Source organism: Proteus sp. G3927 (assembly GCF_963894685.1).
GTDB lineage: Bacteria > Pseudomonadota > Gammaproteobacteria > Enterobacterales > Enterobacteriaceae > Proteus > Proteus mirabilis.
This window is the reverse complement of the sequence record NZ_CAWQGX010000030.1, coordinates 300,056-323,250: the sequence shown is the minus strand read 5'-3', so window position 1 is coordinate 323,250 and position 23,195 is coordinate 300,056. Positions and strand designations below refer to the sequence as shown.

The window sequence follows — 23,195 nt, the reverse complement described above, 5'->3', positions numbered from 1 at the left end:
CCTTTAAACTATCAAATAGTTAACGCTAAATTAAGCAGGATCGACGTGTATCATCACACTTAAAATCTGTGCATGCTGTTTAAGTACTCTATCATGGGCATTGACCACAATATCATGACTTTGATTGACCGTTAATTCGCCTTTAATTTCTAAATGGACATCAACTAATAAATAATCACCTGCACGACGGGTTTTTAAATCATGTACCCCTTGTACTCCTGGTGTGGTGATTAATGTATTGGTGATCTGTTCAAGTGTTTCTTCATCAGCGCCTCTATCCATGAGATCTTGCAAAGCTTGATAGGTAAAACGCCATCCCATACGGCCAACAAATAGCCCGACAATAAGTGCTGCTAGTGGGTCAAAGAATTTAAATCCAGCAAGGCTACCAATGATCCCTATTGCAACCACTAAAGAAGAGGCGGCATCTGAGCGCGCATGCCAAGCATTTGCCACTAACATACTAGAATCGACTTTTTTGGCTACAGCTAACATATAACGAAATAACCCTTCTTTAGCCGCTAATGCCAATAAAGCCACATAAAGCGCGATGCTATGAACATCAGGAATGATTGAAGGATCTAACATTTTATGGATAGCAGAAAATATCATTCCCAAACCAACAATCAATAAAATCGTCCCTAACACTAATGAAGCGGCATTCTCATAGCGAAAATGTCCATAAGGATGATCGGCATCGGGTTGCTTTTGACTGCCTTTATTCGCAATTAACACCACGAAGTCAGCAATTAAATCAGACAGTGAATGAATACCATCAGCAATTAAGCCTTGGGAATGTGAGAATAAACCAATTGTGATTTGAAATATGGATAAAAAGATATTAACAAAAACACTGACCAATGTGCTTTTCTTGGCCGCTTTGAATTTGTCAGATTGTGTTTTCTCAGCCATATTCAACTCAATATCATCAATGTGATTATGTGTCATAATAATAATCTTATTCTGTATAAATAGCCTACCCTATTTGTTTATAACGAATAGAGTTCCATAGGTTATTTCAGGTTCCATAACTCATTGGTGAGGATAAAGGACGACTCTGAATAACAATCCTGTTTAGGGACTAAGATTGCTGTCCAAACATCATATTGAGATGCTATTAACGGTTAATATGCCATACTTTATTGATTAAGTCTCTAAAAAATTACCAATAAAATCCTATAGATACAGAACAATAATATAATTGATAATCATTCTTTTGTGCATTTTCCTCTAGATGGCTAATTAAAAAACTTTTATTTTAAATATCATCTTATTTAACTCATACCTGTCAATAAGTTAAGATTGATATAGTTTTATTCTGCCTTTTTAGCTTTTTATTTTAAAAGCACTAATTATTACTATAATATAAATAATTAAGTGATAGAATAATCATTCTCACTCTTATTTAGAACGTAGATCACAGCTATATTTTTTATATTCAGTGATAATAGAGTTATATTTTAAAACTAACGTTAAGTGAGGTTTGTAATGTACAAAAAAATTCTAGTTCCTATCGATATTCTAGAAGACGAGCTTTCTCAGGAACTGATCACTCACATTGAACAAATTGCTCAAGTTGGCAAACCCGAGATCCACTTCCTCACCGTTATTCCAAATGCAGAACTTTTCTTTGGTATTGAGTTTGCCGCTATTCCTGAAAAATTTAAAGACTCTTCAGAGCGCACTCGCCTCGCTTTTATTGCTCTGCAAGATATGATCAAAGATGCGAAAATTCCCGATGAGCAAATTGTTTGCAATGTCGGTGTTGGTAATGCAAAAGATGAAATTTTAGAGTATGCACGTCAAATCGATGCAGATTTAATTGCTATTGCTTCACATCGTCCTAATGTTTCTTCCTACTTATTAGGCTCAACAGCATCATCTATTGTTCGCCATGCAAAAATGTCGGTATTGGTGATCCGTTAGTTGTAAAAAAAGCCCTTTGAAAACAAAGGGCTTTCCACTCAATAATCATTAAAGATCAATCATTATTTCTTTGTTGAATCTTTAACCTCGTCAGAAGTAGACCACACACGATATTTCACATCTACATCTTTTGGTGCATAGACAACAATAGGTAATTTGCTGTTATAGCGGATAAATGCCGCTTGCCCCATATTAGCTTGAACAAAGGCGGGTTTTTTAGTGTTATCAAGACAACCCATCATCGTAGACATTGGGCCATTTAAGTCGCTTACGATATAGTAATCATAACCCCAACCTTCGAGATCTTTTTTATCTAACTCAGCACCAAACCATTGACGATTACAATCAACCATCATCTCTTTACCCACGATCAACTCAACTTGGTAATTGCCTTCGTTTTCTTTTTGTTCTAACTCAATAACATGACGAATTTGATTTTCCTTTGCTTTAGGATAAGGAGCGACTTTTTCCAAACTATCAACCGCTTGTGCGCAAGCAGACAAAGACATCGCTGCAACCAAAGATAAAATTACTTTATTCATCATTTTCTCCATATTCACAGCGCCAAATCGCTGTTAACAAATTTTGCTTAGATATTTTTATTAGTAATCATCTTAATACTAGCATTTTATAATATAGATGCTAACACTTTAGCAGATCTCTCTCTGAGAGGATTATTCTGATAATTTTTAAAGAACTCATTCTTTTATTGATGAAATGTAAATTTGTGATGCACTAACGTGCAGATCAGCTATCTATGATTATACTGAAATAGAGATCGCAATTTCTTTCATTAGGAGGTTATATGTTCTCAGAAAGACAATCACTGGTTTCTCAGTTAAAAAATACCCATCCTCGTTTCCAAGCTCTCTATGATAAACACCATCGACTTGATCAAGAAATTGCTAAATTAGAAGGACCTAATGGCGCAGGCTACAATGATGAAGTTGCAAAACTAAAAAAAGAAAAACTCTATCTAAAAGATGAAATGCAAAAAATACTTCAACAAGCTGAGAAATAAACCGTTCTTTACTACGGCGCAAATATTATTTATCAGCGACCTGAAGCGATGACCTTTTGTCATCGCTTTTTTATGATTAAAAACAAAGTTTCCCTCCTAAAAAGATGCATAATAAATACATCTTATATAATTAAGGGCTAACAAATGGCATCTATACATGGTCATGAAGTATTACATATGATCCTTTCATCAAAAGTGGCGTTTACGCAAAGATCACTTATCGAGGCAATTCATCAACGTTTTGGGGAAGAAGCGCGCTTTCATACCTGTTCTGCTGAGAATATGACAGCGGCCGAATTAGTGGCATTTTTAGAAAAAAAAGGAAAATTTATTGCTGCTGATGGCGGTTTTACTACCAGTGAAAACAAAATTTGTCGCCATTAGTAATATCAATAAGTAGATTGCCAGTAAGCAACATGTTTGGCATGTTGTTAACTATCTATCTGATCAATAAAAGTAAGATGCTCTGGCAATCTCTGTTTAACTTAATTGGTCGTTAATCATCATTCGTTTGGAGCCAACTATCATCTTCCCAAACACTTTGAATTAACTCCATAATATGCTCATGCTTAGCTTCATCTTTTACGCCCGTGACTTGGATCGTATTCATGCTACTAAAAGCGATACGAAACTGCATATCAGGATAAATAGGAATAATTTTTTTTCTTAGTTCATGTTCTAACAGCGGAAATAGTGAGTCAGTGACATTAGATTGTTTGTTAAATAAAATTTCCACACGCATTATTTTCACCATACCAAGGCAAATAAACTGTATATAAATACAGTATTATATAATCAAAAAAAAGAAAAGTATTTTTGCAAAATTTTTTCTTTTTTTGCCTTAAAAATAGCCAATTAATTTATCATCCCAGTCATGCGTTATGATAAAATGCATTTTAAATGCAACAATAAGAAGTGAGAGTACCATGTCAGGTAAAAGAATTAATCGAGAGAAGAAAACCATCCAAAAAATGGTTGCTCTGTATGAACGAGCGCATCCTAATACCGACCCCGAGTATTATCAGCAATTAGTGACATATGCTTATAAAAGACTAGATAAATGTCGCTATGGTGAGGAAAAACCCGCCTGCAAACAATGCCCAATTCACTGCTATCAGCCAGTAAAAAGAGCAGCAATGAAACAAGTCATGCGTTGGGCGGGGCCTCGAATGCTAATTTATCATCCCTATTTAGCAATTAGGCATCTTATTGATGATAAGAAACCCGTTCCTGCATTACCGGCTAAAAAATCTAAACGTTTATCGGGAAAATAAAGTCTGCTTTTTTTAATCGGTATAATACATGTTGTGCTAAAGGGTGTGTTTTATCTAGAGATGGATGCATAAAATATTCAGACTTCTTCATACCGAGTTTTTTCATCACCCCTTCTGAGGGTAAATTGGTCACGGCGGTAAATGCCACCACTTCTTCCAGTTTCAACTGTTCAAAAGCATATTTTAATACTGTTAAGGCCGCCTCATAAGTGTACCCTTTACGCCAATGAGATTGTGCAATACGCCAACCTATTTCAACACACGGATTAAAAGGCAAAGGGGCATTAGGAATATTTAATCCAACAAAGCCAATAAGCTCTTGAGTCTCTTTTAATTCAACGGCCCAAAGTCCCCAACCATTTTGCTGAATAAATTTATCACGCAATGTATCAACCATTGCATCGCTTTCTGCGCGGGTAAGTGGTGAAGGGAAATAACGCATCACCGATGCTGAGGCGTTAATATGTAAAAAAAATGGCGCTTTATCACTTTCACGCCATTCTCGTAAACGTAATCGAGGAGTAGCCAATTCCATCATTATTCTCATTCTAATTAGTTAGGATAATAATGATAAAATAAAACAGATCATAAGTAATAAAAAGAGAATCGCTTTTATTTTTTATTTTCTTTTAGTTTACTTTCTGCAGTTACAGACTCTTTATTGGTATTAACTGTACCTTCTTTAATAGATACAACACGTTGCTGTGCAACGGCTTTAGCTTGGTGTTCAACCTGTTCAGATTGTCCAGTAAAGACACCGCCACGTTTAATTGACATACTGCCACAACGACTAGTGCCACGTAGTTCACCATGCTCTAGAATATCAAGATTGTTTGCGGCACAAATACCTTTAACAAAACCATCAATAATGATGTCTGGCGCCGTTAATTCCCCTTCAACTTGGCCCGCATGCATAACACGGATCACGCCATCTTTTACATTGATATTCCCTGAAATTTTACCCCAAATTTGAATATCACCATCAACGTTAATATCACCTTGAAATACAGTGCCTTTAGCAATAATGGTATACAATTTTTGCTCCGGCATAGGCTTTTTTTCTTCTGCCATAACTGGAGCAATAGGCTCCGCGGCTTTTGGTGTTTCTGTTTTTCGACTAAACATTGCCGTTTTTTTTAACCTCAAAGTTATAGAGTAAATAATAATGCTAAAAATTAGGATAAGGGTGATCAAAAGCTCACCAGCTATTTGATATCGCCAAAAAGCCATTAATGCACATGACCAAATAATCCATATTATGCTAAATATAATATCTCGCTGTGTTCGCTTATTATCCATAATTAGCTATATCTGAACCTCCCTGATAATAAATACACCAGCTCTACTTATTATTTTAATAAATAATTATTCAAGTCGATGGCGATAATAACGCCATATATCAACCCCAATTATGGGCTTTACTTTTTAGGGAAAAGGCCGATTTATAAGTAGATAAAAAAGAGATAACAATTAATTTTTTGCTAATTTATGAATAAGATGCACACTTTCCCATCCTATAATGATGATAATTTATAACACGAATTAACATATAGCTAATCGCATCTATTGATAACAACTTGATTATTCAAAAATCTTCAACAAATGGAGGAGAGCTAACAAAACAACAATAAAACCATCACAGATAAAATATGAGACATTAGTCACAAAAATAAACTACCGTCTATTTTTAAGACTAATTTCTTGATACATTACTGGCCATTTTTATGATAGACGTTAATTTTTATGTTTTCATAATGTTAAAACCATATAAAGACGAAAAAATATACTTGGGAAAAATTTATAGCAAGTTTATTTGCTTCTTTGCCATACTAAAAAAGATAATAATATATAGTGAAAATAACCTATAAAAATTACATTTTATTTTTTTTATCAAATAAATTCATTGCAAAAAACACTCATTTAATATACAAAACAAAAACATATACACAAAAATTTATTAACAACTCATATTAAACAACTTTATAGTGTTTAAAAAACACCCTTATTATGCTTTACAGTGTAAATTTTAAAATGAAATATAACTAATTGTTATTTATAGAATAAATAACTCTATTTCATTATCTGTCAATATATTATTACAAAATTCTACTAAATTTTGTCGCATTCTTTTCATTAAATGACTAGCTTAATTAAATTGTTTTTGCAATCTATAAAAAATGACATTAAATTAAACAAATGATTTATCTTAAATTAGAAATGGCAACTTCAATGTCTAATATCTAAAAAAAAACCACATCATAATAAAGAAAACATTCTATTTTTTATTTTTAATACTCTTTAAATAATAAAGAAGCTACTACTTTATATTCTTTTTATTTATTGGTATTAAATACAGTGATACTTATATAATAATTTTGGGCGAAAAATGAATACAATACAATGTGGTGAAAACACTAAACAAGATTGCGTTATTCAAAAACTCTCTTATTTTTATCCGCAATATCAAATATTAGAAAATAACCAAAAAGCTTTATACATAATCAGAAATAATGCGCTGGTATTACAAAACTGCACAAATACAATAACTATTAACAAAGATCAGATTATTTTCTTACAACAAGGAAATTATACCATAAAAACGCTAGGCAATGAGCCTTGTGAAACAATTTATATTCCTCTTTCTGATGATTTCTTAAGAAATTTCATGTCAAAAAATAGTGATATTCTCAGTAATATCGATAGAGAGGAAAATTTCTCATCGGCTTTTATCTGTTTTGAAGATTCACCTCTGATCCATTTTTGTAGTAATGGTTTTGATTATCTTTCTTCACAAAATTGTCCAGATACTTTTACTCAATTACGTATTGAAGAAATGCTCATTCTATTACTTTCTTCCGAGCAAGGTGCCAATCTTATGGCGTTACTACGCCAATTAAGTCATAGGCAAGTTGATCGCTTGAAAATATTTATGGAAAAAAACCATCTAAAAAATTGGAAGCTAAAACAGTTTGCTCGCGAGTTTGGTATGGGTCTCACCACATTTAAAGAGTTATTTAATCATGTTTATGGAACATCGCCAAGAACATGGATATGCGAAAGAAGAATTATTTACGCACATCAATTATTATTAACAACAGAAATGAGTATTGTCGATATTTCTATGGAGTCAGGATTCTCTAGCCAATCTTACTTTACACAAAGCTATCATCGACGTTTTAATATGACACCGAGTAAAGCGAGACATCTTAAATTAAAATTATAAAAAATCCGACCTATTATCATAATATCATCATTCAATTCATCGCTAGAATATGCAAAATTTGTTCTGATGAGTGAAACTATTGTGATAAAGCGACAAACTAATACTAGCAAATACCAATATTATCGTTATTTTAATTTGCTAAAAAAAATGATGGCAGATGAAAATAAGAAAACTGTTGATAATTTATTTAATCTTCAGTTTTCTTTACTTATTACAAATAATGATATAAATGAGAAACAAATTAAAATATTATCTCGCTTATTATGCCGTGAAGCTGTAGACAGTTTATTGCAATCCACATGGTTTTTACGCAAAAAACATTGCTCAGTGCCATTAACTAAAGAAAATATTAATGCCGTAGTAAATTTGGCTGATAAATACCAATCTAATATATCAGATATTAATTGGAACGCTTTAAATGCAAAAATCAACATTGCTGATCATGCACGTTTAATTCAAGCTATCATAAAACCCATTTTTATTTGGTGGGTTGAGCATATAACACCGCATATATTTACACTTTATGAGATAAAAAAAGATCTCGAATATCAAATTAATCAATGTGAAAACATTAAATTATTTGAAGAAAAGGAACCATCAAATATAGCCTCTTCTTTTTTATCTTTAGAAGATATAAAAACAAAATTAGAAGCTGATAAAGCACGGATCGTTGTGATAGATGATTTGCTGAAAAAGGATATTAAATTAGTTATAGAAGCTTGGGAAAAAGAGCCGGTATTCAATAAAAAAATAAATAATACATTAGAGTACTTACAAAATACACAACCGCATTCTGAGTTATTACAACCATTATGGAATATTTTAATCACTATTCCACAACACCCTGAAAATTGTAAAAAACTAAAACACTGGCTAGTAGAACACTCTTTATGTTTAATTAATGATGAATTTATGTGGCATGTATAAAATATCAGCTCTTCATTATTTATAGAAGAACTGACAACGGTAATTTATTAAAGGGTGCTATTTGATAGCTAAAATTTCAATTGTCACTATAGACATCGATTCTGGAGGTACTTGCCCTGGGATACCATCTTTCCCATACCCGCCATCAGGTTTAATATAAATTTTAGCTTTGCCATTTAAGCCTGCTTTAGCAACAAAAGTATTAAGAGGCAGTGGAAGTTGACGGTATGGTAAAATTAACGGCTTAGCTTTGTCATAATTAAGTGTTACTGTACCATCGGTTAATTGTTCATGCATAGCGAAAACAACTGTTTTACCTGCAATTGAATCCACAGGTTTCCCTTGTTTTAGGATTTTAAAGTAAGTGTTATCATCGTATTGCACATAGTTCTGTTTTTGTATTTCCGACAGAATTGATTTATTTCGTTGGGCATTATCTTTACCGATAATTGAATAGGCATATGCAAGCTGACTTGCGATAATCTGCCCTTCTCCCATAGCTTTATCCAATTGCTGTTTTAATGTTTTATTCTCTTTTTGAACACTCGCACTTTCGCTATTTATTTTTTTAATTTCACTCTCTTTTTCTTTTAATTGCTCACTTAATTTTAATTCTTTTTCTTCAAGTGTTTTCGTTAGCGTACGCTGAGCTTCAAGCTGCTTAGAGACTTCATTAAACTCTTTTTGAGAATTCGCATTTTCGCTATTTATTTTTTTAATTTCACTCTCTTTTTCTTTTAGTTGCTCACTTAATTTTAATTCTTTTTCTTCAAGTGTTTTCGTTAGCGCACGCTGAGCTTCAAGCTGCTTAGAGACTTCATTAAACTCTTTTTGAGAATTCGCTAAAACACTTTCTTGTTGCTTAAATTGAGCCGTCGATTCTACTTGCTGCTGTTTTAATGAAGCAATTAGTTGGTTACTTTCAGAATTTTGTTTTGCTAACTGATCTTTAGCTTGTGTTAATTGTGTCGTTAATTTATCAGTAAGCGATTGTTTTTCTGCTAGTTGTTTCTCTAATTGAGCATAAGCGTTATCGTTCGCTATTTTGCTCTCTTTAAGTTGCCCAATGGTGGTATTGTTCTCTTTAAATTGGGTATCCAATGCTTGATACTTATTGGCGAGATCTGCCTGAGCTTTCTCTAATTTAGCGATTACACCATTTTTTTCTGAAATCAAAGCATCAAAAGCTTTCTCGCCCGTAGATAAACTTTTTTTCAGCTCAGCTAATTCATTAACCTTATTTTGTAACTCAAGCTTCAACGCTGGGATCTGTGTTAATTGATCATCTGCTTGTGCTTTTTGTTGTTGAAGAGTCACTAACGAATGATTTAACTGTTGTTGCTCTTGGTTTATTTTTTTTATGTGATCGTTAAGTTGAGCTATCTGTTGGCGTTGGGTATCAATTAACTGATTATTCTTAGCTAGAGTAGCTTCAAAAGAGGCTTTGTTTTTAGCTAATTGATTTTCTAAAGATTGGCGCACTGCTGATAAATTAGTTAAAGAATTTTGTAGTACCTCAATCTCTTTTTTAGCACTGTTATTTGTTAATAACCGTTGAGCCTGCCCATATTGTGATTGTAGCTGCTGTTTTTGTTGCTCAAGTTGAGCAACATGGGTAGTCAATTGATTTAATTTTTGTGCCTGAATATCAAAATCTTCTTGCTGTTTAGTTAATACTTTATTTTTTTCTGTCGCATCAAACAGCAACTGATCTTTTTCAGCTAATTGTGCAAGCAACGTATCCTGCTCTTTTTTAGACTGTGCTAATTCATTTTGTAACTTAGCCACAGACTGTTTTAGGCTATCATCATTAAGTAAATTATTCGCTACAGCCAGTTTATCTTGCGTTTTTGCCAATTCCGCTGTTAATTGTTGAACTTTTTCTTCTGCGGTTTGCAGTTTAGTTAAACTTTCAGTTAATAACGCGGTTTGTTCAGTAAATTTCTGATACAGACGTTGATATTTTTCGCGAGTATTTGCTAAACGATTTAATAGCTCTTTATTAAAGAGAGGTTGCTTATGGTCAAGCAAAGAACGTTTAAATTGATATAAAAAATGAAAAGGTATTTCAGTCACTGAATACACTGTATTTGGAATGAAATCTAATAAAGTATTATCAGTAGACTGATATGGCTGCCCTGGATAACGCTTACGCGTATAAAGCATTAGAGGATTATAGACCACGGATTTACTTTGATAATACCGATTCAAGTCCTCAGGGGTAAATTGCGGTTTAATCGGTACAAACGAAAGCAGTGGTGTTAAATAATGAGTGTAATCACTGTTTATTTTGTTGGTATTTGTAGATACCACAGAGCATTGTTCAGACAAAGTCACCTGAGGTACAGAGGGAGTCGCCACTACTGGCCGATGCTCATTGCGTACCACGGTTTGATGTTCATTCCGTACAACAGGCTGTTTAGGCTGAATTTTTTGTTGTGGTTTTTGTGGTGGCTTTTCCTTTAATGTCACAGTGGAACGCACCGTTCCACTACGCTGATCGGGAGTAGATGAAGATGAAATTGTTGCAGAGGGTTCAGGCTTAATATCAACGGGCTGTTGTGCTTCTAAATAACGGTCAAAATCTTCAATGACAAAATTAAACTCATTATTAGCAAAAGACAGCGCCGGAAACATCATAAAAGCGAGACAAGCACTCTGCTTTAATTTCATAGTAATTATTCACCTAATTTCTTCAGTGTCGAATTCACAGACATAACCGAAAGATAGCGCACTTTAGCACATAGTACTTCGGTCTTAGATTCGATACTCATTTTTAATAATGCTAAGCTATCTTTACTGGCGGTATTTTCAACACTACGGTATAACGCATTAATTTCACTGATTTCCTTAAATTCATCCACCATAGATTTATACTCTGCTGGTGAAAATGTTTTTAAAGAATCAAGTTGCTTGATACATGCTGTTTGTGATGCCAGTTTTTGCTCCCCTACGTTCATCTGTTGATAATTATTATCAGCAGGTGAAGTTACCGTGGATTGCACCTGTGTTGGCACCACCTCCACAGGTTGGCTATCACCAGATAAAATGCTACATCCCGATAGTGTGAGAACAGTAACTGCCATAGACAGAGCTAAAACATTGTTTTTATTTTTCAATAAGGACATCATTTTTCCTTAATTCCGATCAGTCTAAATAAGAGCGTATGTAGTATCGCATTTTAAGCTATCTTATTATAATTTTCTATTGTCTATTGCGTACTAAGTCAATAACCTAGCGCATAAATGACAATAACGGCTCCTATCCTTTCATTTCATTATTTTTTCTTACAACATTGCATCCGTCACATTAAAATCATCATTAAATGAGTATCGGTATTTTTAATTGGAAAAATGTTGTCGTGTTAGAAGCAGTTATTTCTACACAATGAAGATAATAGCAGATAATCAGAAAAATAATAACATCTAATTTTATCATTTAATTACCTTTATAAGGTGTAAAACAATACTCTTTTAATGTGTTATAATTACTTTTATTTTGTTGCTGTTTTCTATTATCAGGATAAAATCAAAATATGAATATCAAAATAGTAATTGATATTCATTGTTATCCTTCAATATAGGAGAGTTAAGATGAGTCATTTTAACATTGGTGTTGTAGTCGGAAGCTTAAGAAAAGATTCCTATAATAAACAAACAGCAAAAGCATTAACCTCGCTATTTCCTCAAGAATTTACTTTTCAGTTCCTTGATATCGGTACTCTTCCTCTCTACAACCAAGATGATGACGACAAAACACCTGAAGCCGTTGTCGAGTTTAAGCAACAAATTAAGCAATGCCAAGGCATTATCTTCGTAACACCTGAATATAACCGCTCAATCCCTGGTGTGCTAAAAAATGCGTTAGATCAAGCCTCTCGCCCTTATGGTACTAATGCATGGGATAGTATTCCTGCTGGGATCATCGGTGTTTCAATCGGTAATATTAGTACTGCTATTGCACAACAGCACCTGCGTAATTCATTAGCATTTTTAAATATGCCAACCTTAAATCAACCAGAATGTTTTTTAAAATGGTATGATGGAATGGTAGAAAACGGTCAGTTTTCTGAAAAAACAGCAGGTTTTATGCAAAACTGGGTTAATAGCTATATTAACTTTGTAAAGCATAATCAAAAATAGCTTAAAATAGTCCTAAATAGATTTCACAGAGTGTGGTTTATAATAATTACACTCTGTCTTATTTTAAAGAGAGGGAAAGTAAAACTAACTTGCTAACCAATCAATAAAAATATAATTAACTATTAATTATCAATATTTAAATAGTACCTCCTAATAATAACCAACTTTATTATAGCAAGTAGCTCATGTATAAAAATGACATTTAATAATCTATTTAAAATAGTAAGTGGTATGGTATTTTTAGTCTATTAGTTAGCACAATTTAAAAACCAATCAATAAAATCATTATTGTTATTCTTTCTATCTAGCTCATAAAAACTAATAAATTAGATATTACTTTAGTTACCAAAACAAGGGGAAATAATTATTATCACTCATTTCACACATCTTGCTCCTATTAAACATATTGTGCGTTATATCTCTCAATAATCTCTTTCTATAATTGTGATATATAAAAAAATTACTTATATTAATAATCCATTAGATACTGACAGGTAAATCATGGATAACAACTTAAGAGAAATCGAATGCGAGCTCGCTGCTTTAAAAATAGTCACTAAATCTCTACTTTGTGCATTAAATGATAAGCAACGACGCGATATGTTAGGCAATATATCTTTAGTTATTGAAGATACTTCAAGCAGATATCCACATCACAATGAAGTTATAAATCTTACTGAGCAATATGTGAAAAAACTTATCCAAGCATAGACTCATTATATGATTTTAATGGTTTCCCCACCAATTTAACATCATAGGATGCACAATATTGCATCCTATGCTCTTCTTTTTACTAAAATAACGTTCACTCTTTTCTATTACTTAAGTCAAATATAACCTCTTACACTCTATCTTTATCCTCCAGTGATTAAGTTAATAAAATAGATCACTTTAGATAAAGCGCATCTGTAAAAGCGTTCTTTCTGTACTAATACATTTTTTACTTGGATTTACTTAAATAATTAATTAATATGCAAAATTATCCCATTGCTATCGTAATAATTCCTCGGAAGAATATATGGAAAAAAAATTAGTTAACATAGAACATGAAGTTGCGGCATTAAAAGTGATTTTAAAATCACTATTACTTACATTAACAAATAAACAAAAGGAATCTGTTATATATGATATAAACAAAACCATTAGAAATGCTTATGCTGAACATCCACAATACCAAGATATAATAGAAAAAACCGAACAATACATAAAAAAGATACTCCAAAAATAGTTGTGATTTACATCACTATCAGTAAATAGCTATAACTATTTATATTGTTATTCATTATTTTTAGCTTTATATCTATAAATGCTGAGTTATTTTAATATGACATCATCAATGATTGATTGAGTTATAATATATGGCTATTATTTGCCATGTTATAAAAAAAACAACAACACAAAGAATTATTAAATTTATTAATAAATTACATACAGTTAAAATATTAAATATAGTATATTATTTTTTTAGATATTCTCTACCCATTCTCTCCCATTGATCAGTTTGTTAAAGTTGTTGAATACACTCGCCAATTTCCTGAATCATTGATCACGGCATAATCTATCTTAGTTCCTTCAACAACGGATTGTGGTAAATCAAGATAGTTTTTTTCATAGGGCGCCAGCATAATATTATGCTGTCTACGCTTATCAATGCTAGTCATGATCACTAGACTCATATACCACGGTGTGGGGTTTGTTATCATCACACCATGTGAGGTAGCACTAAAATGTAGACGCTGTTCATCCTTTTCTGTCGGTACTTTTAATCCTGCGGGGCGAATAAAAACTTTTAATCGCAAACGTAGTGGTAAAATTAATTTTCGTGACACATCTTGTGTTGCGAGGTTTTCTGGTGGTATCTGATAAAGGTTAAGCCAAAATACACTTTCTCTATCGGTGGGTAAATTATCACGAGAACTAAGCACTAAACGAAGTGACCTCAACTCACCAGGAGCCATTTTAAAGATAGGTGGTAATATAATAAGTGGTGTTCTGTTCGTATCTGGTGAAGAGTGAATATCACCAATATCGGACCAAACCTGTACCAACATAGGTATCGCACTATCATTTGCAAGTGTTAGTGATTGGTTTATATCATTTGCTGCAAAAACTATCCGAGTTCGATCAACATTAATCGCAGCAAATGATGATATGACAATACCAATTGATAGAAATAGTAATATAACTAGCTTATTGAAAACTAACCACGGCTTGTAATTGTGCATTAACACTCCCCACGGTTACGGTTTGTCCACTAAGAGCTTCTAAAGAAGCAGTAAAATCACCATGCCAAGTTTCTATAGAACCATTTTCTTTTGTACCAGAAAACGTAGTAAGATCTTTATACGCATACCACCCTCGAGTACTTCCACTTGCCGTCACCATCCTGTCCGGTAGCAAATTAATTGCAGCACCTTGTTTATCATAGATTTTGATCCCAACCCCAGAAGCAACGCCTTTTTCACCATAATGTGTATCCAATAGCCATGTTAATCCACCACCAGATGTTGTTAGACCTAAACGACGGGCGGCCGCAACCGCCGTAGGTTGATTAACTAAAAAGCCCATTGCTACATTCGCAATATTAGTTGTAGGGTGAGTTGAAGACATTGCTCCTAATTCGCAATTAAGTGTAAGACTAAATGTTGCTTGACTGCTTTGCCCTGAAGAGAGTGCCCTAACAGTAATTTGAGGCAGGATAACTATTGAGGGATAATCCTCTATTGTACAAGTTGCACCTCGAATATAAGTAACTTGATTATAAGTTCCCCATGCGCCCGGCCATACATATGGCCATCCCAAATATTTATTGGCATGATCATCTCCTTCTTGGATAGCAAAAGTATCTAAGCCAGGCCCTTTAAAAGCAATATAACCTCGAGGTTGGTTATAAGTATCTTTATTAATTCTACCCGCATAAATAAACTGATCTGAGGCTGAGATTTTTATCATCTCATACAATATATTGCTAAATGCGCTAGCAGGAATATAAATAGCGTGATCATCTTGAAACCAACTATCTGCCGTAAGTTGGCGCTGTTTCCAATAACGACTATAATACTCTCCTGTACTAAGATTAGTCATACGTACAGCGACATTACGTTCTACATCATAATAGGCTCCTTCCAATTCTTTCGCCGGACGCCCTCCCACAAATATGTTATCACCATTGGTGGAATACAATTCATAAAGTTGCCCTGCATCCTTTAGCTCACAACGAAAAAGGATCTGTTTCGCACTATATGGTGTTCGAGTTGCTGATGTAAGAAAATTAGCAATAGAGCTCGCTAGTACAGTACCAGCAGGTTGAAATTTATTACTGGTACTCACACTAATTACAGATGGTAAGCCTAAATGCCCAATATTATCATCAAAGGCACCATACCAGTTACGAGCAGTATAGCCTGCCTTAATTGCACTATCGGATAGAAAACTATTATCTGTTACCTTAATACATACCGCTTTGCTTACAACGCTAAAGATCAGACTAATGAAACAAATAACTAATAGTAACATTCGGTGAAAATACAACATGGTTTATTTATCCTCACAAATTGTCGTTAGATAAATCACCTTTTTAGATGAATGTAAATCAATCTGGTAAGGAACTCGACAATATTGATTAACACTTTTTCCCCAACGAATAAGTAGTCTTCCTGAATTATGATTAATTCGGGCATAAACTTGCCCTCCTTGTCCGACCATTCCTATTACCGCCCCTTCATCACTGAGCACTTCAGCGCCCATTGGTGGTATACTGCCATCTTTCTTTTTCACGTCTATTAGTACCGCCTTACCTGTAATTGTTGCAAAATTGACTTTAGCCACTGCACCTGAATATGGAACAACTTGCTGGCTTCCCCCTGACAATTCGGTATCACGGTTCATATGGCGGGTATCAAGGGAGATATTATTGCGACGGTATGGTGATAAAGTGGGCAAAATGGCATAACCAAAATGATCGATGACGGCTCCTTGCCCATTTTGTACAACAGCACCTTGCGCCCCATCAGCATGAATTAAGGCAAAGGTATCACTAGTGTAAGGGCCTAAAGTTATCCCACCAGAATGCAAAACTAAGGTTCCTGACGTACCTAGGGATAATTGACGATAATTTTTACCCTGATCAAAACCTGCTCTCAGTGTTCCCAAGCGAGTATTTTGTTGAAAGCCAGCACCAAAGTTTGTCGATAAATGTTCCTTACCATAACGATGGTGATCATAACTACCATATAATGACCAAGAAAAATCACTTTGATCTCCACTAGAGCCAGTAATAGATAGCGTTGAAGATTGACTGTTTCGTGATTGGCTATAATTTATTGCTACCGAAGTACGGTTGTCTTTCCAATCAAATGGAATAGAAAGAGTCAATGACAGTATTGTTTCAGTATATTTTTGCTTTTGGCTTTGATCTTGCAATTCATCAATATGGTGATAAAAATGATCACCATAATCCTGAGTAGTACGCTGTCTTGCAAGGTTAAGACCGTAGCTTAACTTTCGCCACTGGTTGCTATAACCTATTTGTAACTGAGTGATCCGCGATTGATTATGGTAATAATCAGCGGTACTGGCACTAAGATTAACAGTACCGAACTGGCCTAATGGCTGGCTGATTGTTGCAGAAAGACGATTTTTTTGGTGAAGAATATCGGAATAGTAATCAATACCCGTTTTCAGTTGGCGACGTACACCAAGTACATCTTGTAAATCACGAAAACCATCCGTTGAATAGCGGTAAGCGGCTAAAACTAAGTTAGTACCTGAAGAAAACGTTTTACTATAACTTAACTCTGCACGCCAACCTTGTTTGCGATCATCATGCTGTATACGCGCATGAGACAAAGTTGCATTCATGCCAATAGCGCCAAGGCGAGTTGCCCATACTGCGCCCCCCAACCAGGCGTAATAATCTTTGGCTAATCGCGATCCAAGATTAATGGTGAGGTTGTTATTAATACCAAACTGAGCAGTACCTTCAAAAAAACGGTTATCAACATGCTTATATTGCCTCACCTTCCCCAAAGAAAAAGAGTAGTGCCAATTACCAGGACGTACCGAATCAGGAACCGATGAATAAGGAACAATAAAATGTGAAATTTTTCCGTTAGCTTCAATTACCTCAACCTGTAAATCCCCTTGATTCTTTGTGTTATAAAGATCATCAATATAGAATGGACCTGGTGGAACGTGAGTTTCATAAATTACTTTTCCCAACTGCTTAATCACGACTTGAGCACTGCTAGCCGCTACACCATGCACCTCTGGTGCATAGCCACGTTTACCTTGTGGCCACATACGTTCATCAGTTGCGAACTTTATGCCACTAAACAATAAGCTACCAAATAGACTAGGATCTGTGTAATTATCTCCTAGTGTCATGATACTGTTAATCGCAGAAATTGGCCGTTGCAACCATGTACGAACACTCGTGTAATACCAGTCGCTACCCTGATTATGACTATCGGTATGGCGTAGATTTCCTTGATGCCGCACCTGCCATAATCCAAAATTGCTACCAACATTGATGCCACTCCATAAATATTGTGAGTGCAAGTGCTGGTCTGTATTTTCAGTATAAGTCCAATTGGTATTGTGACGTAAAAAAAGAGCTAGTACACCACTATCCCATTGTGAGGGAGATATATAGCCCCGTGGCCGATGAATTAATTCATTCATTGGGATGCTAAGTCGTAATTGTAAAGTAGCTCGATCAAAATGCCATTCCCCTTGTGATACCCATTGCCTAAGAGAACGACAACTTTTACCATGATCTACCGCCTTATCTGATAGCGATTTAACTTGTGCTTCTTGCATTAAAGATAAAGGTAAACACGGTTCCACTTGTTTTCCATTATTAATGGATTTGAAAATAATTTTCAGGCTTGATTTTATGAGAGTATCATTCACAAAAACATCCACAATGTACTCACCTGCCAATATTTCACCTCCATTAATACTGGCAATGCTTTTGCTATAAGCAGAACCTTGTAAAAGAGTGGGATCAAAATAGTACTCTTCCTCCGCCGCCTGACAGGTAAAGCAAATCGCTATCATAAAGGCCATATTTTTATAGTGAAATTTAACCTTCGTTAACATGATAATGCTCACTTATCCTTGCACCTTGATCATTAATGAGTGTCACGGTAACAGTACCTCGTAGTGATTTGAGATTAAGCTTGCGAGGTAACCAAAAAGTATGGTGAGAAAAAGGGGATATCATTTCAATATCAAGTTGATGCGTCGTACCATTTAATGTAACGCTTAAGTTACTCATTGATGCAAACCATGGATTAGGGTTATCAACGGTGATGCCAATCCCTTTTTTAGTATCACGAAACATAGTTACATGGAGTTTTTTGACTAGATTATCTGGTGAGCCGATCTGTTCTGGTCGGTAAAAGAGTTTAATACGAGTGCGTAACATCACCAGGACTTTATTTTGTTTTTCCCCGCCTATATTGGCTGGAGGAACTTGTAACGCATTAAACCAAAATAAAGACTCACGATCTTGTGGTAAAGATTTATTAGCTCCATAAACAATGCGTACTATCTGCCCTGATTTCGGTAAAATACGAAACACTGGTGGGGTGGAGATAAAAGGAATAGTACTCGCGTTTTCTGGTTTAAGATCAATATCGCCATCATCAAACCAAGTTTGCACAATATAAGGGAATGCATCGTTATTTTTTAGTTGCACATCAACTGAAGGAGCGGTTGATGGATAAATAATACGACTACCAATAATAGTCACACTGGCCCATGATATAGTCATGGGAAAAATAAATAGCATTAGCGTAACGAGATAACGAATTGCAACGCAAGTAGCATCCTTTTTCATCTTAATAACTCCATGATGATTAAAAGCCCGACAAGTGATATCGGGCCGAATAACGGTGTTACAGATAAGAAACCGCATATTGTAGAGTTGCTTCAACAGTACCCGCTGATGCGGCACCTGTAGCATAGTATTGTGCAGTGTAAGTTGCGCTGGCTTGCGTTTCTCCTGGCTTTAATTGCAGATCTCCCTCACCTTTAAAACCACCAGTTAAATTGATAACTTTCTGAGCAGTATCCAGAAGTTGAATTTCCACATTGGTAGCGTTTCCCGTATTGCCAAGGTTGCCATTGCTGGTAACTTGATTGCCGACAAAAACCGTCGATATTTTAGTGGGTTTATCTGTATTACCTGTACAACCAGAAAGACCAATATCAAATGTTACCTGTCCTGCGGTATCTCCACTATCTTTTAGCTCCTTGGCACTAACAGTCGGTAAAATAACCACAGGTTTTGCCTGATTACCATTAATTGAGACAGAACAAGTTTCATCAGAAACTTCCCCCTGAAAAGTAATAGTATTATCAGATAACGCCAATGCATTAGTAGAAAGAAAGAACGTTGCAACAAATAAAGCTAGTGTTGTTTTTTTTAACATATTCGTATATTTCCTTTATTGATATTTATTTTTAATTAATATTACTTCTCTCTATAAGAAAACAGATAAAGTAGATATATTTATTCATTTTATATGACATTATTTTCTCGTTATATTTATATACAGAGGGTGCCTTAATGTTTATATGTTGATACATTAATCGCAACTTTCCCTATAAATAAATTAATTTGTTACATTAATCTTAAGCTAAGATTAAGAAACAACTTTATAAAAGTGCTTACAACACATCTGAATAACTCTTAATTTTTTCTTACTCACTAATTAAGTTAAATTTCAGAAGTTAGAATAAAGGTAAAAAAATAGCCCAAAACAAGAATAATGCATTGATAATTAATAAATAAATATCTTAATACACCTTATAAAATCATATCCATGCCCTTTATCCTAATATGAGAGATGTTAATAATGTGAATATATTGCTTTTATCCATGTTAATATAGTGTTCTACGCACAAAACTAGATAGTAGTATTAGATGAATTTAAATTCAGGCTTACTATGGATGAGAAAAAATTCTTAATTGATGAAAAAGTAATATTTGACAGCAATAAAATGATATTAGCTAACAATAATAAAATTATTAAGATCTCGGAATCAGAATCTAATTTATTACTTGCTTTCTATCAGGGGATATATAAGAAAGAAGATATTATTAATTTTGTTTGGAAAAACCGTGCAGGTTGTGTTTCTGAATCGAGTTATTACAAACTTATTAATCAGATACGTAATAATTTTACCCTTATAGGTTTAAATGCAGATGACATAGTGACTCGTCCAAGAATTGGTATCTCACTAACGGTAACACTAGAGCCAATAGTAACGGAAAAAACTACACCATACGAAAGCAGTAAAGAGTTAGAGAATACAAGGGATCAACAACCAAAAATAATTTCTAGCAATAGCATAATCCCCAGAAAAAAATTATTGATTATTTTGGGGAGTATCCTAATTCTACTGTCTACGATAGCGTTACTGATAGTGCATGGTCATGAATCACATAGATACCATAGTCACTTCCAGCTCCTTGGTCACTATGATAGTTATCATTTTTATAAAATGGCTACAGATAAAGTGGCATTTGAAGAAGTGGTTGCAGCATACGATAGTCTGACACTACCAATATGTCGCGCAAATGGGCACTATCTTTATTATATCCGAGAGCCAAATATGGATCTTTTTTTACAATGTTTGAATCCTGTTGAATCGGCGGTACCTAAATGCATGACAATAAAAGAACGTTATTAATCATCCTATGTCTTTTGTTATGTGGATGTATCGCGCTAGTAATTTGGGTATTAGGCAGCTATAAACGTGATACGCTGGAAATACAAAATCTTATTTGTACAGCAAAATCAACTATCTATATAAAACCTAAACATCTTATAATGAAAGGGACATTGGTTCTTGATTTACAATCGAATCGAATCGCTATCCACTATACCGTTCAACATAACCAACAGGAGCAACAGCTATTTTTTCAAGATATCATTATCAGTCCTCTTAGCCGTACAGGAGTGCAAAATTATACTTTCGCCGTTAAGTCAGTGCATAAATTTGATTCAGATACTACAGGAGAAATGTTTGCTTGGTTACGCCTTTTACAACCAACAACCATTAACGAGCTGACGATAAATAAAATAGGTCAAAACACCTATCTTTTTTCACTTAATAGGCAGATATATAATTTCTGTACAACAGGAGGAAGAGAAAAATTGTAGTTTTTATAAAACGATATAAGGTGATTTTGATGGCAACCATATCCCCTTTGGAAGATTAATGAGATGCTAGGAGAATTATGATGCTCTTGTTTATTTTTCGCTTCAAATATGACTGATTAAAAATAATGATAGTTATATTGTGATCTTTTAATATAGCCATATTCAACACAGCGATTATTATGGCTGAGTCCGATGATGATATCTTAACAGAAGGCCGTATAAGTAATGAGTAATAAGTATTTAATTGATAATAAGGTCATTCTTGATATCGATAGAATGACACTATCACACGATCATGAAAGTATTAAAATTTCTGAATCTGAGTGTAATTTGTTATGTGCTTTTCATGAGGGACTCTTTAAAAAAGAGGATTTAATTGATTGGGTATGGGGACGTAAAGGTGTCATTGTTTCTAATGCCAGTTATTATAAATTACTTAATCAATTACGAGGTTCATTTGAAAAAATAGGTCTTTCGGCATCCGCTATTTTAACTCGCCCTAAAGTAGGTGTGACGCTTTCTGTCACTATTGAAAAACTTCCTGATGAAATTGAACCCCCTTATTCAACAGAAGCTCCGTTGAATGATACACATGAACCAATTATAGAACTACCTGTGGTAACAAAACTCATACCTCGGCGAGTTTCTCTGCGTAAAGAATGGTTTTTTTTAGTTTGTGCTACCCTGTTCCTTGTGAGCTTACTATTTCTATTTAACAAGCAGAATACCGACTATTTTTCTCCACTTGGAACCTACAATGGTTATCAATTTTATGGTGTCACCAAAGATAATCGTACTTTAGAAAATGCCGTAGAAGCTTATACGGAACTCAGTAGCCAAGTGTATAAGCAAAATGGTAATTTTATTTATTATATTCGTGTTCCTAATACGAATATTTTTGTTCAGTGTCTTAATCAGCTGAATGTTGAGGAGCCCAAATGCATAACTATAAAAGAAATATACTGAGAGGAAGCACATTGCTTATTTTAGCGGTGGCTATTGTGTTACTGATTTTATTAATACAACGCCAACGCCAACCTAATCCTGATTCCTTTTTATGCACAGCCAAAACAGTAACGAATATTCAACCTAAGAATTTTAATGTAAGTGGTAGTATCGTTCTTGATTTTAAAAAGAAAAGAATCACTTTGCAGTATGACATCATCACAAATGAACAGGTGAAAAAAGTACTCTATCGAGATATCTACATTAATAACCTACATACTCCACAACCGGGTGTTTATACTTTCGATGTTGACTCAGTGAAAATTTTTGCCACTGATACAGCGGGCGATTTTTTATCTCATTTTAGGCTACTACACTCAGGTGCAGCGAATGAAATACGGATCACAAAAGTAGGGAATAATACTTATTTATATTCATTAAATAAGCAAATTTATAATGTTTGTACTGCACAATAGTTCTATTAATTATTTGAAAAATAAAGATTGATATACCACTTACAATCTTAATAACTGCATATTAAATTTTCTGAAAATGTTAGTA

General features: G+C 34.2%; 25 protein-coding genes. 13 read left to right on the top strand and 12 right to left on the bottom strand.

The genetic code is table 11. The features are described from left to right. Positions 1–30: 30 nt before the first annotated feature. Positions 31–948 (bottom strand): cation diffusion facilitator family transporter, encoded by a 918-nt coding sequence (locus AACV00_RS14540; RefSeq protein WP_036918766.1) that lies wholly within the window; start codon positions 946–948, stop codon positions 31–33. A 540-nt stretch (positions 949–1,488) separates the two neighbouring features. Between AACV00_RS14540 and AACV00_RS14535 the strand changes: the two genes are divergently transcribed. Beyond that, positions 1,489–1,926 (top strand): universal stress protein, encoded by a 438-nt coding sequence (locus tag AACV00_RS14535; RefSeq protein ID WP_004248510.1) that lies wholly within the window; start codon positions 1,489–1,491, stop codon positions 1,924–1,926. Between the two features lie 62 nt (positions 1,927–1,988). On the opposite strand, the gene eco is transcribed toward AACV00_RS14535, so the two are convergent. After that, complete coding sequence (eco, locus tag AACV00_RS14530; RefSeq protein WP_004248511.1) at positions 1,989–2,468, bottom strand: serine protease inhibitor ecotin; 480 nt, start codon at positions 2,466–2,468, stop codon at positions 1,989–1,991. A gap of 263 nt (positions 2,469–2,731) precedes the next feature. Here eco and AACV00_RS14525 point away from each other — a divergent pair, with 263 nt between their 5' ends. Further along, complete coding sequence (locus AACV00_RS14525; protein WP_004243991.1) at positions 2,732–2,947, top strand: DUF465 domain-containing protein; 216 nt, start codon at positions 2,732–2,734, stop codon at positions 2,945–2,947. Positions 2,948–3,091: 144 nt separating this feature from the next. Then, positions 3,092–3,331: a YecH family metal-binding protein gene (locus tag AACV00_RS14520; RefSeq protein ID WP_004248513.1), complete on the top strand. Its 240-nt coding sequence runs from the start codon at positions 3,092–3,094 to the stop codon at positions 3,329–3,331. A 112-nt stretch (positions 3,332–3,443) separates the two neighbouring features. On the opposite strand, the gene AACV00_RS14515 is transcribed toward AACV00_RS14520, so the two are convergent. Beyond that, complete coding sequence (locus tag AACV00_RS14515; protein WP_012368173.1) at positions 3,444–3,689, bottom strand: DinI-like family protein; 246 nt, start codon at positions 3,687–3,689, stop codon at positions 3,444–3,446. A 184-nt stretch (positions 3,690–3,873) separates the two neighbouring features. Here AACV00_RS14515 and AACV00_RS14510 point away from each other — a divergent pair, with 184 nt between their 5' ends. Next, complete coding sequence (locus AACV00_RS14510; RefSeq protein ID WP_104731735.1) at positions 3,874–4,221, top strand: nitrous oxide-stimulated promoter family protein; 348 nt, start codon at positions 3,874–3,876, stop codon at positions 4,219–4,221. Here the strand turns inward: AACV00_RS14510 and AACV00_RS14505 are convergent. Together AACV00_RS14505 and AACV00_RS14500 are read right to left on the bottom strand one after the other, a co-directional pair. Continuing rightward, complete coding sequence (locus tag AACV00_RS14505) at positions 4,199–4,759, bottom strand: GNAT family N-acetyltransferase (protein ID WP_012368174.1); 561 nt, start codon at positions 4,757–4,759, stop codon at positions 4,199–4,201. The two genes, AACV00_RS14510 and AACV00_RS14505, sit on opposite strands and share 23 nt — an antisense overlap. A gap of 74 nt (positions 4,760–4,833) precedes the next feature. Next, positions 4,834–5,346 carry a bactofilin family protein gene (locus AACV00_RS14500; RefSeq protein WP_004248516.1) on the bottom strand — a complete coding sequence of 171 codons (513 nt, stop codon included), beginning with the start codon at positions 5,344–5,346 and terminating at the stop codon, positions 4,834–4,836. 1,261 nt (positions 5,347–6,607) lie between these two features. On the opposite strand from AACV00_RS14500, the gene AACV00_RS14495 reads away from it, so the two are divergent. Both AACV00_RS14495 and AACV00_RS14490 read left to right on the top strand, forming a co-directional pair. Continuing rightward, a complete protein-coding gene (locus AACV00_RS14495) occupies positions 6,608–7,444 on the top strand; it encodes a helix-turn-helix domain-containing protein (RefSeq protein ID WP_004244000.1) in 837 nt (278 codons plus the stop codon). Between the two features lie 66 nt (positions 7,445–7,510). Beyond that, positions 7,511–8,371, top strand: coding sequence for a T3SS regulon anti-activator ExsD domain-containing protein (locus AACV00_RS14490; protein WP_104731736.1), 861 nt, complete (start codon positions 7,511–7,513; stop codon positions 8,369–8,371). Between the two features lie 57 nt (positions 8,372–8,428). Here AACV00_RS14490 and AACV00_RS14485 read toward each other — a convergent pair whose 3' ends face one another. Beyond that, positions 8,429–11,044: a sugar transporter gene (locus tag AACV00_RS14485; RefSeq protein WP_104731737.1), complete on the bottom strand. Its 2,616-nt coding sequence runs from the start codon at positions 11,042–11,044 to the stop codon at positions 8,429–8,431. A 5-nt stretch (positions 11,045–11,049) separates the two neighbouring features. Continuing rightward, a complete protein-coding gene (locus AACV00_RS14480; protein ID WP_004244003.1) occupies positions 11,050–11,502 on the bottom strand; it encodes a hypothetical protein in 453 nt (150 codons plus the stop codon). 462 nt (positions 11,503–11,964) lie between these two features. Between AACV00_RS14480 and AACV00_RS14475 the strand changes: the two genes are divergently transcribed. The 3 genes from AACV00_RS14475 (at position 11,965) to AACV00_RS14465 (ending at position 13,741) form a co-directional block, all read left to right on the top strand. Continuing rightward, a complete protein-coding gene (locus AACV00_RS14475) occupies positions 11,965–12,513 on the top strand; it encodes an NADPH-dependent FMN reductase (protein WP_004244004.1) in 549 nt (182 codons plus the stop codon). A 501-nt stretch (positions 12,514–13,014) separates the two neighbouring features. Next, positions 13,015–13,224: a hypothetical protein gene (locus AACV00_RS14470; protein ID WP_004244005.1), complete on the top strand. Its 210-nt coding sequence runs from the start codon at positions 13,015–13,017 to the stop codon at positions 13,222–13,224. 307 nt (positions 13,225–13,531) lie between these two features. Further along, positions 13,532–13,741, top strand: a complete 210-nt coding sequence (locus tag AACV00_RS14465; protein ID WP_004244007.1) for a sigma-S stabilization anti-adapter protein IraP — start codon at positions 13,532–13,534, stop codon at positions 13,739–13,741. A 268-nt stretch (positions 13,742–14,009) separates the two neighbouring features. Here AACV00_RS14465 and AACV00_RS14460 read toward each other — a convergent pair whose 3' ends face one another. Genes AACV00_RS14460 through AACV00_RS14440 form a run of 5 tightly spaced genes read right to left on the bottom strand, consistent with a single transcriptional unit; the run spans position 14,010 to position 19,952 of the window. Continuing rightward, complete coding sequence (locus AACV00_RS14460; protein WP_004244011.1) at positions 14,010–14,738, bottom strand: fimbrial assembly chaperone; 729 nt, start codon at positions 14,736–14,738, stop codon at positions 14,010–14,012. Beyond that, on the bottom strand, positions 14,704–16,047 hold the full coding sequence (stbD, locus tag AACV00_RS14455; RefSeq protein WP_161680402.1) for a fimbrial usher protein StbD: 1,344 nt from the start codon (positions 16,045–16,047) through the stop codon (positions 14,704–14,706). The genes AACV00_RS14460 and stbD overlap by 35 nt, the downstream gene beginning before the upstream one ends. A gap of 3 nt (positions 16,048–16,050) precedes the next feature. Beyond that, positions 16,051–18,615, bottom strand: coding sequence for a fimbrial outer membrane usher protein (locus AACV00_RS14450; RefSeq protein WP_113976738.1), 2,565 nt, complete (start codon positions 18,613–18,615; stop codon positions 16,051–16,053). Then, complete coding sequence (locus tag AACV00_RS14445) at positions 18,599–19,357, bottom strand: fimbria/pilus periplasmic chaperone (protein WP_017827170.1); 759 nt, start codon at positions 19,355–19,357, stop codon at positions 18,599–18,601. Before AACV00_RS14445 ends, AACV00_RS14450 begins: the two co-directional genes overlap by 17 nt. A 58-nt stretch (positions 19,358–19,415) precedes the next feature. Further along, positions 19,416–19,952 (bottom strand): fimbrial protein, encoded by a 537-nt coding sequence (locus tag AACV00_RS14440; protein ID WP_004244016.1) that lies wholly within the window; start codon positions 19,950–19,952, stop codon positions 19,416–19,418. 517 nt (positions 19,953–20,469) lie between these two features. Here AACV00_RS14440 and AACV00_RS14435 point away from each other — a divergent pair. The 4 genes from AACV00_RS14435 to AACV00_RS14420 all read left to right on the top strand — a co-directional run bounded on the left by AACV00_RS14435 (position 20,470) and on the right by AACV00_RS14420 (position 23,110). Next, complete coding sequence (locus AACV00_RS14435) at positions 20,470–21,216, top strand: winged helix-turn-helix domain-containing protein (protein WP_161680400.1); 747 nt, start codon at positions 20,470–20,472, stop codon at positions 21,214–21,216. Beyond that, entirely contained in the window at positions 21,189–21,689 is a 501-nt protein-coding gene (locus AACV00_RS14430) for a hypothetical protein (RefSeq protein WP_004244018.1), read from the top strand. The genes AACV00_RS14435 and AACV00_RS14430 overlap by 28 nt, the downstream gene beginning before the upstream one ends. 225 nt (positions 21,690–21,914) lie before the next feature. Next, complete coding sequence (locus AACV00_RS14425) at positions 21,915–22,655, top strand: winged helix-turn-helix domain-containing protein (protein ID WP_017827171.1); 741 nt, start codon at positions 21,915–21,917, stop codon at positions 22,653–22,655. Continuing rightward, the gene (locus tag AACV00_RS14420) at positions 22,628–23,110 is read left to right on the top strand and encodes a hypothetical protein (protein WP_004244020.1); all 483 of its coding nucleotides are present in this window, start codon (positions 22,628–22,630) and stop codon (positions 23,108–23,110) included. The genes AACV00_RS14425 and AACV00_RS14420 overlap by 28 nt, the downstream gene beginning before the upstream one ends. The last annotated feature ends 85 nt before the right edge of the window (positions 23,111–23,195 follow it).

Bases quoted from the DNA above. Each gene is read 5' to 3' on its own strand.
- AACV00_RS14540 (WP_036918766.1), bottom strand. From the start codon at position 948: ATGACACATAATCACATTGATGATATTGAGTTGAATATGGCTGAGAAA.
- AACV00_RS14535 (WP_004248510.1), top strand. From the start codon at position 1,489: ATGTACAAAAAAATTCTAGTTCCTATCGATATTCTAGAAGACGAGCTT.
- eco (WP_004248511.1), bottom strand. From the start codon at position 2,468: ATGAATAAAGTAATTTTATCTTTGGTTGCAGCGATGTCTTTGTCTGCT.
- AACV00_RS14525 (WP_004243991.1), top strand. From the start codon at position 2,732: ATGTTCTCAGAAAGACAATCACTGGTTTCTCAGTTAAAAAATACCCAT.
- AACV00_RS14520 (WP_004248513.1), top strand. From the start codon at position 3,092: ATGGCATCTATACATGGTCATGAAGTATTACATATGATCCTTTCATCA.
- AACV00_RS14515 (WP_012368173.1), bottom strand. From the start codon at position 3,689: ATGCGTGTGGAAATTTTATTTAACAAACAATCTAATGTCACTGACTCA.
- AACV00_RS14510 (WP_104731735.1), top strand. From the start codon at position 3,874: ATGTCAGGTAAAAGAATTAATCGAGAGAAGAAAACCATCCAAAAAATG.
- AACV00_RS14505 (WP_012368174.1), bottom strand. From the start codon at position 4,759: ATGATGGAATTGGCTACTCCTCGATTACGTTTACGAGAATGGCGTGAA.
- AACV00_RS14500 (WP_004248516.1), bottom strand. From the start codon at position 5,346: ATGTTTAGTCGAAAAACAGAAACACCAAAAGCCGCGGAGCCTATTGCT.
- AACV00_RS14495 (WP_004244000.1), top strand. From the start codon at position 6,608: ATGAATACAATACAATGTGGTGAAAACACTAAACAAGATTGCGTTATT.
- AACV00_RS14490 (WP_104731736.1), top strand. From the start codon at position 7,511: ATGAGTGAAACTATTGTGATAAAGCGACAAACTAATACTAGCAAATAC.
- AACV00_RS14485 (WP_104731737.1), bottom strand. From the start codon at position 11,044: ATGAAATTAAAGCAGAGTGCTTGTCTCGCTTTTATGATGTTTCCGGCG.
- AACV00_RS14480 (WP_004244003.1), bottom strand. From the start codon at position 11,502: ATGATGTCCTTATTGAAAAATAAAAACAATGTTTTAGCTCTGTCTATG.
- AACV00_RS14475 (WP_004244004.1), top strand. From the start codon at position 11,965: ATGAGTCATTTTAACATTGGTGTTGTAGTCGGAAGCTTAAGAAAAGAT.
- AACV00_RS14470 (WP_004244005.1), top strand. From the start codon at position 13,015: ATGGATAACAACTTAAGAGAAATCGAATGCGAGCTCGCTGCTTTAAAA.
- AACV00_RS14465 (WP_004244007.1), top strand. From the start codon at position 13,532: ATGGAAAAAAAATTAGTTAACATAGAACATGAAGTTGCGGCATTAAAA.
- AACV00_RS14460 (WP_004244011.1), bottom strand. From the start codon at position 14,738: ATGCACAATTACAAGCCGTGGTTAGTTTTCAATAAGCTAGTTATATTA.
- stbD (WP_161680402.1), bottom strand. From the start codon at position 16,047: ATGTTGTATTTTCACCGAATGTTACTATTAGTTATTTGTTTCATTAGT.
- AACV00_RS14450 (WP_113976738.1), bottom strand. From the start codon at position 18,615: ATGTTAACGAAGGTTAAATTTCACTATAAAAATATGGCCTTTATGATA.
- AACV00_RS14445 (WP_017827170.1), bottom strand. From the start codon at position 19,357: ATGAAAAAGGATGCTACTTGCGTTGCAATTCGTTATCTCGTTACGCTA.
- AACV00_RS14440 (WP_004244016.1), bottom strand. From the start codon at position 19,952: ATGTTAAAAAAAACAACACTAGCTTTATTTGTTGCAACGTTCTTTCTT.
- AACV00_RS14435 (WP_161680400.1), top strand. From the start codon at position 20,470: ATGGATGAGAAAAAATTCTTAATTGATGAAAAAGTAATATTTGACAGC.
- AACV00_RS14430 (WP_004244018.1), top strand. From the start codon at position 21,189: ATGCATGACAATAAAAGAACGTTATTAATCATCCTATGTCTTTTGTTA.
- AACV00_RS14425 (WP_017827171.1), top strand. From the start codon at position 21,915: ATGAGTAATAAGTATTTAATTGATAATAAGGTCATTCTTGATATCGAT.
- AACV00_RS14420 (WP_004244020.1), top strand. From the start codon at position 22,628: ATGCATAACTATAAAAGAAATATACTGAGAGGAAGCACATTGCTTATT.